The 10,081-nt window shown below is 49.2% G+C and carries 10 protein-coding genes and 1 tRNA gene; 4 read left to right on the top strand and 7 right to left on the bottom strand.

Going from position 1 to position 10,081, the window contains the following annotated elements:
* Positions 1 to 290: 290 nt before the first annotated feature.
* Positions 291 to 1,079 carry an endonuclease/exonuclease/phosphatase family protein gene (locus tag ACIPUG_RS21210; RefSeq protein WP_400340085.1) on the top strand — a complete coding sequence of 263 codons (789 nt, stop codon included), beginning with the start codon at positions 291 to 293 and terminating at the stop codon, positions 1,077 to 1,079.
* Positions 1,080 to 1,146: 67 nt separating this feature from the next.
* On the opposite strand, the gene mltD is transcribed toward ACIPUG_RS21210, so the two are convergent.
* The gene (gene mltD / locus ACIPUG_RS21205; RefSeq protein WP_039527838.1) at positions 1,147 to 2,520 is read right to left on the bottom strand and encodes a murein transglycosylase D; all 1,374 of its coding nucleotides are present in this window, start codon (positions 2,518 to 2,520) and stop codon (positions 1,147 to 1,149) included.
* Between the two features lie 70 nt (positions 2,521 to 2,590).
* Positions 2,591 to 3,346 (bottom strand): hydroxyacylglutathione hydrolase, encoded by a 756-nt coding sequence (gene gloB, locus ACIPUG_RS21200; protein ID WP_400340083.1) that lies wholly within the window; start codon positions 3,344 to 3,346, stop codon positions 2,591 to 2,593.
* Between the two features lie 43 nt (positions 3,347 to 3,389).
* On the opposite strand from gloB, the gene ACIPUG_RS21195 reads away from it, so the two are divergent.
* Positions 3,390 to 4,100, top strand: a complete 711-nt coding sequence (locus ACIPUG_RS21195) for a class I SAM-dependent methyltransferase (protein WP_039500018.1) — start codon at positions 3,390 to 3,392, stop codon at positions 4,098 to 4,100.
* A 19-nt stretch (positions 4,101 to 4,119) separates the two neighbouring features.
* Here ACIPUG_RS21195 and rnhA read toward each other — a convergent pair whose 3' ends face one another.
* Positions 4,120 to 4,686: a ribonuclease HI gene (rnhA, locus tag ACIPUG_RS21190; protein ID WP_400340080.1), complete on the bottom strand. Its 567-nt coding sequence runs from the start codon at positions 4,684 to 4,686 to the stop codon at positions 4,120 to 4,122.
* Between rnhA and dnaQ the strand changes: the two genes are divergently transcribed.
* Positions 4,640 to 5,377: a DNA polymerase III subunit epsilon gene (dnaQ, locus tag ACIPUG_RS21185; protein WP_039280690.1), complete on the top strand. Its 738-nt coding sequence runs from the start codon at positions 4,640 to 4,642 to the stop codon at positions 5,375 to 5,377. The two genes, rnhA and dnaQ, sit on opposite strands and share 47 nt — an antisense overlap.
* Before the next feature lie 172 nt (positions 5,378 to 5,549).
* A tRNA-Asp gene (locus ACIPUG_RS21180) sits at positions 5,550 to 5,626 on the top strand.
* Between the two features lie 123 nt (positions 5,627 to 5,749).
* On the opposite strand, the gene nrdF is transcribed toward ACIPUG_RS21180, so the two are convergent.
* From nrdF to nrdH, 4 genes are read right to left on the bottom strand one after another with little or no spacing between them, the layout of a single operon-like run.
* Complete coding sequence (gene nrdF / locus ACIPUG_RS21175) at positions 5,750 to 6,712, bottom strand: class 1b ribonucleoside-diphosphate reductase subunit beta (protein WP_014916297.1); 963 nt, start codon at positions 6,710 to 6,712, stop codon at positions 5,750 to 5,752.
* Positions 6,713 to 6,736: 24 nt separating this feature from the next.
* Positions 6,737 to 8,902 carry a class 1b ribonucleoside-diphosphate reductase subunit alpha gene (gene nrdE, locus ACIPUG_RS21170; RefSeq protein ID WP_400340077.1) on the bottom strand — a complete coding sequence of 722 codons (2,166 nt, stop codon included), beginning with the start codon at positions 8,900 to 8,902 and terminating at the stop codon, positions 6,737 to 6,739.
* Positions 8,881 to 9,288, bottom strand: coding sequence for a class Ib ribonucleoside-diphosphate reductase assembly flavoprotein NrdI (nrdI, locus tag ACIPUG_RS21165; protein WP_010280810.1), 408 nt, complete (start codon positions 9,286 to 9,288; stop codon positions 8,881 to 8,883). Before nrdI ends, nrdE begins: the two co-directional genes overlap by 22 nt.
* 9 nt (positions 9,289 to 9,297) lie before the next feature.
* On the bottom strand, positions 9,298 to 9,537 hold the full coding sequence (gene nrdH / locus ACIPUG_RS21160) for a glutaredoxin-like protein NrdH (RefSeq protein WP_014916295.1): 240 nt from the start codon (positions 9,535 to 9,537) through the stop codon (positions 9,298 to 9,300).
* Between the last annotated feature and the right edge of the window lie 544 nt (positions 9,538 to 10,081).

Genomic DNA, 10,081 nt, shown 5'->3' with positions numbered 1-10,081 from the left:
AGAATACCTGCCTGTCACGCAGGGGGTCGCGGGTTCGAGCCCCGTCCGTTCCGCCACTTATTATGAAAAAGCCCTAAGTTAACGCTTAGGGCTTTTTCATTTTTGAATATTAGAATTTGTATATAAATTCGTTCCTTTCTCCTTCTCTTCTTTTTTGTTTTTGCCGATCACTTCATTTTTCCTACCCTATCGCCGAGCGTACATTGTAAGTCTGCGATAAAATTCTATAACAAAAGAGTGCTCTTTTTTGATAGGGTATTTAGAGTATTGAAACCAATAGTGGATTAGGCGTGCGGAAAAGAACCTATGCGATGAGGTATGTTGCCGGCCAACCAGCTGAACGTATCTTTCCTCCCGGGGAAATGCATTATCCGGGACAAGTGCTACCGACAGGCTCATTGTTGCTGGAGGGTGATGTTTTACGCGTAATGGTGTGGAACATTTTTAAGCAACAACGAATGAACTGGCTTTCCGTGTTGCAGAATTTCGGTAAAGGTACCCAGCTAGTTCTGTTGCAGGAAGCGCAAAGCACGCCAGAACTCATCCGTTTCGCAACCACTAACTACCTTTCTGCCGATCAGGTTCCTGCCATTATTCTCCCGCAGCATCCATCTGGTGTGATGACGCTATCAGCTGCTCAGCCAGTATATTGCTGTCCTTTACGTGAAAGGGAACCCCTGTTGCGTTTGGCTAAGTCCTCGTTGGTGACGGTCTACGCACTTCAGAATGGCCAGAGGCTGATGGTTATCAATATCCATGCGGTTAACTTTAGTTTTGGTGTTGAGGTTTATACCAAGCAGTTGGCTGCGATTGGGGAACAACTTGTACATCATCAGGGGCCAGCTATTATGGCCGGAGATTTTAATGCGTGGAGTCAGCAGCGTATTAACGCACTTAATCGGTTTGCGGCAAGGATGGGATTGCAGGAGGTACAATTCGTTGATGACCAACGGCGAAAGGCGTTTGGTCGCCCGCTCGATTTCGTCTTTTACCGTGAGCTGACCGTTAACCAGTCTTCTGTATTGGTGACTCAGGCCTCAGATCATAACCCACTGCTCGTTGAATTTAGCCTGAGTTAATCGCTATAAAAAAACAGCCCTCTACAGATGTAGAGGGCTGCTTATCGTTACTGATTCTGATATGACGTTAAGAATCAGGTTTTATATTGCTGCTAACATAAAGCGTCAGACGATCGCCTGGCTGGATGTTGGCATTCTTGTTGATAACCGTATTCCAGCGCATCACATCAGCGATATTTACGCCGTGCCGTTTAGCAATGCTTGCCAGTGAATCACCCTTTCTAACCTGGTAGGTGATAGAACTGCTATTGCCTGAAGCTTTGGCAACTTGCAACGTCTGGCCAACCTTGAGCGCACCAGCGCTACGCAGATTGTTCCAGCTCTGCAAATCTTTCGTGCTGACATTAAGCCGTGCCGCAATGGCTGATAAGGTATCACCCGAGCGTACCTTATACTGCTGTGATGCTGGTGTTGGCTGCGTTTGCGCTAAGCGTGTTGGTTGAATCGCTGCGATGTCACCATCAGCCAGTGAATCTTTCAACTGCTCAACGTGAGCTTTAGGAACCATAATGTAATGTGGCCCATTTGGCGCGGTAACATTACGTTTATAGCCCGAGTTATAGCTCTTCAGCTTATTCAACGACAAACCAGCCATCTCAGCAGCTTGCGTCAACTCTATCTGCTGCCCCAGCTCAACCTTTGCTAATGCGCGGCTTTCATTGGGCTGCGGCAGACTCACGCCATACTTCTTGCTGTTTTTAAGAATATCGCTCAAAGCCAGCATCTTAGGCACATAGATTGACGTTTCCCTCGGTAACGCCAGTGCCCAGAAGTTGGTTGATTTTCCTTTCGCTTTATTCGCTTTCATCGCCTGCATGACGCGGCCTTCACCACTGTTGTATGCAGCAACAGTCAATAACCAGTCGCCATCAAACATCGTGTTGAGTCGTTGCATCATATCCAGCGCAGCCGTCGTAGACGCAATCACATCACGACGTCCGTCGTACCACTGGTTTTGTTTCAAACCATAATTGCGTCCTGTGCCAGGGATAATCTGCCATAGCCCAGCGGCATTGGCGGATGATGTGGCACTTGGATCAAAAGCGCTCTCCACTATGGGTAGCAGTACCAGTTCCATCGGCATTTTACGTTGCTTAATCTGCTCGACTATCCAGTACATGTACGGCTCTGCCCGTAATGTTACATCGTGGAGATAGCTCTTATTTTTCAAATAACGCATTTTTTGCTCGCGGATCCGGGCGTTTTCCGGAACCTCCATCTTCAGCTCGTCGCCAATGAAGTTCCACAGATCTCGTTGCGCGAGGCTATCGTCATCTAGCCATCGCGCTGAGGCCTCTCGACCACCTGTGTACTTTCCTGCTTCACTTTGACTTGCCGAAGACAAACTCTGTGCATGCTGCTTGGGTTGTGAGGTGTCATGTGGTGAGACCTGACAACCCGCCAGCAAGACTGAGGCGATGAGTATCGCTTTAGCCTTCATATGTTGGTCAATAGTTGCTTAAAAGACGAGCAAGGATACTTTGATTAGATGAATAGCACAACCTAAACCTTCAGAAGTAGTCTTTCTTGCTACGTAGCATCTCAAAAGCTTGCCAATTCTCTATATTTTCAGGTTCCTTTGATAATTTCCTTTTTAAATCAATTTCATGACAGCGGAGGAATAGGTTGATTCTTCTCTCCAGCCCTAATGTCGTTGGTAAACTAGACTGCGATTTTTCTCGTATCTGACTGATTTCATGGAGATAAGCCTCAATAATGGGATCTTCTGGCAATATCGCATTAGAAAATCTTAAGTTTGATAGCGTGTATTCATGAGCGCAGCACACTATCGTATCATCAGGGAACTCTGCTATTTTTTGAATAGATTCATGCATTTGTCTCGGTGTGCCTTCAGAAATACGACCGCATCCCGCTGAAAATAGGGTGTCGCCACAGAACAAAAATGGCGCACTGTAGTAGGCAATATGACCAGATGTGTGCCCTGGAACCTCAATTACAGAAAATTCCGAATTTAACAAAGAGACGGTATTTCCTTCTTCCACCAGGTAGGTCGTGCCGCATTTAGCCGTTTCTTTTGGACCAAAAACAGGCAGATTAGGGTAATGCTTGAGGAGCTCGCTGACGCCTCCTACATGGTCGTTATGATGGTGAGTGAGCAAGATTGCTTCGGGGAAAAGTGAATGCTGATCGAGCGCATTAAGCACCGGGAGAGCCTCACCAGGATCGACGATCACACAGCGATTTTCTTTATTGCTCAATAGCCAAATGTAGTTGTCCTGAAGTGCGGGGATACTGATAAGATTCATTCATCACCTCTTTTTTCTAGCAGCCTGAGGACGAGAACAGAAGATGAAATTGGCACGAACCCCTCAGACCATTGTTGCACCTGACTCATGGGATGATATCACCTGTGGGCAATTTTATCGCGAGTCGATTGAACTGGCTTTGTTGCCATGGTGGTCAAAACTCTTTGGTTTTCATCTTATCAAGGTAGGGGCGCTAAGCGCGGAAATCCATGTAACAGAGTGTGCGATTGCGCATCAGGTTAATGTTGCTCCACACGGCGATAATCTTCAGGTCATCGCAGATGCTCATCAATTACCGTTCTCTGAAAAGTCGATCGACGCCTGCCTGCTTGCTCAAACGCTGTCATATTCATCGGACCCGCATCGTATTCTGCGGGAGGTTGATCGTGTCTTGATCGATGATGGTTGGTTAATCCTGAGCACGTTTAATCCGATCAGCCTGGTTGGTTTGGGTAAACTGATCCCCAGACTCAATAAAAAACATCCTTATTGCAGCCGCATGTTTACTCAAATGCGTATTACGGACTGGCTGGGGCTATTGAACTATGAGGTTATCGAACAGACCCATTTTCACGTTACGCCATGGCGAAGAAACAAAGGGAAGTTGAATAAACATATTCCGATGTTGGGGTGTCTGACGCTGATTATTGCCCGGAAGCGCACAATTCCGCTGACGTTTACGCCGATGAGGGCGAGATTGCGCAAAGCATCAGTGCGCCGCACGGTGGGCGCAACAAAGATATATCGAAGATGAGGCGGACGCCTACGGTGATTTACTCAGCCTGATAACCGGTGTCATCAAGCGTTGGTGCACTGGCGGCGGCGCGAGCAAGTTCATCACAGCGCTCGTTTTCGGGATGACCAGCGTGCCCTTTTACCCATTCCCAGCGTACGGAATGACGTTGAATCGCGATATCCAGTCTTTGCCAGAGATCGACGTTCTTGACCGGTTTTTTATCGGCGGTTTTCCAACCCCGCTTTTTCCAGTTATGAATCCAACTGGTGATTCCCTGACGAACATATTGACTGTCTGTGCTGAGTACGACGTCACAGTCAGTGGTTAGTGTTTCAAGCGCTGCAATTGCGGCCATCAGCTCCATCCTGTTATTCGTCGTAAGACGATAACCCGCACTCAATGCTTTTTCGTGCTGCTTGTAGCGCAGCAGGGCGCCATAGCCACCGGGGCCGGGATTACCGAGGCAAGATCCGTCGGTGAAAATTTCTACCTGTTTGCGCATCTCTGGTAGACTCTCCCTTATGATAAAAACGGCAAGTCTGACATAAACGAAAACGATGAGCACTGAAATTACGCGACAAATCGTCCTGGATACAGAAACCACCGGTATGAATATGCTGGGGGTTCACTATGAAGGGCATAAAATTATCGAGATCGGTGCGGTTGAAGTGATTAACCGCCGCCTGACGGGCCGTCATTTTCACGTCTATATCAAACCCGATCGTTTAGTGGATCCCGAAGCGTATAACGTACACGGTATTAGCGATGAGTTTCTGGCTGACAAGCCGACGTATGCGGATATCGTGGATGATTTTCTCGATTTTATCCGTGGCGCAGAGCTGGTCATCCATAACGCAACGTTTGATATTGGCTTTATGGATTACGAATTTCGGCTGCTGAACCGAGATCTTCCTAAGACGGAGACGTTCTGTAAGATCACTGATAGCCTGTTAATGGCGCGGAAGATCTTTCCCGGTAAGCGTAACAGTTTGGATGCGCTCTGCGATCGCTACCAGATAGATAACAGCAAGCGTACGCTGCACGGCGCATTGCTCGATGCCGAGATTCTGGCAGAGGTTTATCTGGCGATGACCGGTGGTCAGACGTCACTGACTTTTTCGATGGAAGGTGAAACGCAGCAGAAGAGCGAGAATACCGAAACGATCCAGAGAATCGTCCGCCCTCAATCGGCGTTAAAGGTACTTTACGCTGATGAGGCAGAGCTATTAGCGCATGAACAACGTCTCGATCTGATTGCTAAAAAAGGCGGGAGTTGCCTGTGGCGGGCAGAATAGCATCGCCGTGATATTCGCCTTTTGCGCAGTAAAAAGAATCGGCTGATCGCACTGCGGGTGAGAGAATAGCCAGCAAGATGAAATTATAAGCAAACAGAAACGGTTAGTTATAAAAAGCATTGACGTAATAGTGCCGTCATCTTAGTATTCATCCCGCTCAGTGAGCACGAGTGGAGCGGTAGTTCAGTTGGTTAGAATACCTGCCTGTCACGCAGGGGGTCGCGGGTTCGAGCCCCGTCCGTTCCGCCACTTATATGAAGGCCCTGAATCAGAAATGGTTCAGGGTTTTTTCATTTCTGGGTTTATCGAAAAAAGACTGTAGAGAAGCGTTTGGAGAAAAACGCGGCCACCCGAAAAGCAGCGGCCGTTTTTTTAGAAGTCCCAGTCTTCGTCTTCAGTGTTGACGGCTTTACCGATCACATAAGATGAACCCGAGCCAGAGAAGAAGTCGTGGTTCTCATCCGCGTTTGGCGATAGCGCTGAGAGAATCGCGGGATTCACATCCGTCATGCTGGCGGGGAACAGCGCTTCATAACCCAGATTCATCAGCGCTTTGTTCGCGTTGTAGTGGAGGAATTTCTTCACATCTTCCGTCCAGCCGACGCCGTCATAGAGTTCCTGCGTATATAACACCTCATTGTCATACAAATCCTGTAGAAGGTCGTAGGCGAAATTTTTCACCTGCTGCTGACGAGCGGAATCGACCTTCGCTAAGCCGCGCTGGAATTTGTAGCCAATATAGTAGCCGTGTACCGCTTCATCGCGGATGATAAGCCGGATCAAATCCGCCGTGTTGGTCAGCTTGGCACGGCTTGACCAGTACATAGGCAGGTAGAACCCCGAGTAGAACAGGAACGACTCCAGAAACACGCTGGCGACTTTCTTCATCAGCGGATCGTCACTGCGGTAGTGCGACAGAATAATGTCGGACTTTTTCTGTAGCGCCGTATTCTCTTCGCTCCAGCGATACGCATCATCAACTTCGCTGGTTAGACACAGCGTCGAGAAAATAGAGCTGTACGAACGAGCATGCACCGCTTCCATAAAGCTGATGTTAGACAGCACGGCTTCTTCATGTGGCGTCACAGCATCGGGCATGAGTGTTGGTGCGCCTAGCGTATTTTGGATGGTATCTAACAGCGTTAGTCCAGTGAAGACACGGATCGTCAACTGACGCTCGCGGGCATTCAGCGTACTCCACGACGGAATATCGTTAGAAAGTGGCACCTTTTCTGGCAGCCAGAAGTTAGACGTCAGCCGGTTCCAGACTTCCAAATCTTTGTCGTCTTCAATTTTGTTCCAGTTAATCGCCTGGACGCGAGTGAGTGCGGTCATGCTTCGATTTCCTTCCGCGATGGCTTAGAGCGCACAGGACACACAGCCCTGAACTTCGGTGCCTTCCAGCGCCATCTGTCGTATGCGAATGTAATAAATAGTCTTAATGCCTTTGGTCCAGGCGTAGATCTGCGCTTTATTGATGTCGCGCGTGGTGGCGGTATCGCGGAAAAACAGCGTCAGCGACAGCCCCTGATCGACGTGCTGCGTGGCGGCGGCATAGGTGTCGATAATCTTCTGCGGCCCAATCTCATAGGCATCCTGGTAATACTCGAGATTGTTATTGTTCATGTAAGGGGCAGGGTAGTAGACGCGACCAATCTTGCCCTCTTTACGAATTTCGATACGTGACACAATCGGGTGGATGCTGGACGTCGAGTGGTTGATATATGAAATCGAACCGGTCGGCGGAACTGCCTGCAAGTTCTGGTTATAAATGCCGTGCGCCATCACGGATTCGCGCAGCGCTGCCCAGTCCTGCTGAGTGGGAATGTGGATGCCAGCCTGTTCAAACAGCTCACGTGCGCGTGTTGTTGTGGGTTCCCAGATTTGCTCGATGTACTTATCAAAATACTCACCCGTAGCGTATTTTGAGAGTTCAAAGCCTGAGAAGCGCTGATTCCGCTCTATCGCTAAGACATTCGATGCCCGAATTGCGTGGAAAGCAACGGTATAGAAATAAATGTTGGTGAAATCGACGGCTTCTTCTGTGCCGTAAAAAATCCGTTCTTTCGCCAGATAGCCATGCAGGTTCATCTGACCTAAACCAATGGCGTGCGATTGGTCGTTGCCTTTTTCTATGGACGGCACAGAGCTGATGTGGCTCATATCGGAAACGGCGGTCAGCGCGCGGATCGCCATTTCAACTGTCTGGCCGAAATCGGGCGAGGCCATCGCATTGGCAATATTCATCGAACCGAGGTTACAGGAGATGTCTTTACCGATGTGGCTGTAGCCAAGATCGTCGTCGTACAGGCTGGCCTCGTTGACCTGCAAAATCTCAGAGCACAGGTTACTCATATTGATACGGCCGTGAATCGGGTTCGCGCGATTCACCGTATCCTCAAACATCATGTAGGGATAACCGGACTCGAACTGGATCTCAGCGAGGATCTGGAAGAATTCGCGCGCCTTAATTTGGGATTTACGGATGCGCTTGTCGTTGACCATCTCATAGTATTTTTCGGTGACGCTAATTTCTGACAGCGGCACGCCATAAACTTGCTCGACATCATAGGGCGAGAACAGGTACATCACCTGATTATTCTTCGCCAACTGGAACGTGATATCGGGAATGACCACACCTAAAGACAGCGTCTTGATGCGGATTTTCTCATCGGCATTTTCCCGCTTGGTATCCAGAAAACGCAGAATATCGGGGTGGTGTGCATTGAGGTACACTGCCCCCGCGCCTTGGCGCGCACCAAGCTGGTTGGCGTAGGAGAATGCATCTTCCAGCATTTTCATGATAGGGATAATGCCGGACGACTGGTTTTCAATACGTTTGATCGGCGCACCGGTTTCGCGGATGTTGCTGAGCATGAAGGCCACGCCGCCGCCGCGTTTTGACAGCTGAAGCGCGGAGTTAATTGCTCGACCAATCGACTCCATATTGTCTTCAATGCGCAGCAGGAAGCAGGAGACCAGTTCGCCGCGCTGCTTTTTACCACAATTGAGGAACGTGGGAGTGGCGGGCTGGAAGCGTCCACTGATGATTTCATCGACCAGCGCGCTAGCGAGTGCCGTGTCCCCTTTAGCGAGAGTCAACGCCACAAGGCAAACGCGATCTTCGTAGCGCTCCAGATAGCGCTTGCCGTCAAAGGTTTTTAGCGTATAGCCGGTGTAGTATTTGAACGCACCCAGAAAGGTTTGAAAGCGGAACTTGTGAGCGTAGGCCTGCTGGAAAAGACTCTTGATGAAATCGAACTGATATTGATCCAGCACTTCCGCTTCGTAGTAGCCTTCTTCCACCAGATAACGCAGCTTTTCTTCCAGATTGTGGAAGAACACGGTGTTCTGGTTTACATGCTGTAGGAAATAACGGCGCGCCGCGAGCTTATCCATCTCGAACTGGATATTCCCCTCTGCGTCGTAGAGGTTGAGCATCGCGTTCAATGCGTGGTAATCGAGTGAGTGGGCATCTGCGTCTGCCTTGGTTGCCTTTGCACTCACGTGGTCTGTTGTTGCCAAAATTCAGTTACTCCCTTACGCACGTTTGCAACGTCTTCTGCCGTGCCGAGCAATTCAAAGCGGTACAGGTAAGGCACCTGACATTTCTGCGCAATGATGTCGCCAGCGATGCAGTACGCTGCACCGAAATTAGTATTGCCTGCGGCAATCACGCCGCGCAGATAAGCGCGATTATGCGGATCGTTGAGAAAGATGATGACCTGACGCGGCACAGCCCCTTTCGTGCTGCCTCCGCCGTAGCTGGGGACAACCAGAATATAGGGGCGATCAACTTTCAATGCAGGCTGTTCTGTCGCTATCGGAATTCTCAGGGCTGGCAAGCCAACCCTGGAAATGAAGCGATGCGTGTTTTCCGACTGGCTGGAGAAATAGACCAGCGGGTTCATATTGCCCCCTTACTGCAATTGCAGGGCGGCGTTCAGAGTACTGATCTTATCCGGGCGGAAGCCGCTCCAATGATCGTCGGCCGTCATCACGACGGGTACCTGTTGATAGCCCAACGCTCTTACCTGCTGCAACGCCTGTTCATCTTCAGTTAAGTCCACCAGTTGATAGTTAATTCCTTGCTTGTCCAGCGCACGGCATGTGGCGTTGCATTGAACACAATCTGGCTTAGTGAAAATAGTAATACGCATGATTCGTATTTACCCTTTGGCGTGAAAGAAGTATGTCGGAGCGGCTATCTTCAGGGCATGTGCACCCGAACCGATCCACTGGGTAGCGACCCGTTACGCGAGCGCCACACAAAGAATACTAGATGTGGGTGTTTTAAATTTCAACCACACAAGATATATGATTTTCAGTTGACCTTATACCAATTGACGCGAACCCAGATGCAGCAAGGCTGGGAGAGAATGCAAGTAAAAAATGCAGAAAGAAATAAATGTGACGCGCATCATTTTTGACGAAATAGTGTGCGAAGAAATGAAGGGTAATGTGGGAAAGACAAAAGCCAACATGACTAATCCAGCTTTCCTTTGGTAAAAGGTGGCTTCTTAGTAACGCTTTTTTATGCTGACTAAGAGACAATTTCGTGCGCAATGATACCGGCATTTTCATGCTACTTCATAGCACGCGCCCGACGCAGGGCGCTTGTATCTTTCTCACGTAGTGATGAGCTATCACTACATGAAACAGAGTGAGCTTCCGCAGGGCGCTAAGGCTATCAACCTTGCGATT

Origin of the sequence: Pectobacterium sp. CHL-2024, assembly GCF_044751765.1 — a bacterium.
GTDB classification, from domain to species: Bacteria; Pseudomonadota; Gammaproteobacteria; order Enterobacterales; family Enterobacteriaceae; genus Pectobacterium; species Pectobacterium brasiliense.
This window is presented reverse-complemented; position numbering and strand designations above follow the sequence as displayed.

What these genes read in the sequence shown, in the direction of transcription:
- mltD (WP_039527838.1), bottom strand. Translation starts at nt 2,520, where the DNA reads ATGAAGGCTAAAGCGATACTCATCGCCTCAGTCTTGCTGGCGGGTTGT.
- gloB (WP_400340083.1), bottom strand. Translation starts at nt 3,346, where the DNA reads ATGAATCTTATCAGTATCCCCGCACTTCAGGACAACTACATTTGGCTA.
- ACIPUG_RS21195 (WP_039500018.1), top strand. Translation starts at nt 3,390, where the DNA reads ATGAAATTGGCACGAACCCCTCAGACCATTGTTGCACCTGACTCATGG.
- dnaQ (WP_039280690.1), top strand. Translation starts at nt 4,640, where the DNA reads ATGAGCACTGAAATTACGCGACAAATCGTCCTGGATACAGAAACCACC.
- nrdF (WP_014916297.1), bottom strand. Translation starts at nt 6,712, where the DNA reads ATGACCGCACTCACTCGCGTCCAGGCGATTAACTGGAACAAAATTGAA.
- nrdI (WP_010280810.1), bottom strand. Translation starts at nt 9,288, where the DNA reads ATGAACCCGCTGGTCTATTTCTCCAGCCAGTCGGAAAACACGCATCGC.
- nrdH (WP_014916295.1), bottom strand. Translation starts at nt 9,537, where the DNA reads ATGCGTATTACTATTTTCACTAAGCCAGATTGTGTTCAATGCAACGCC.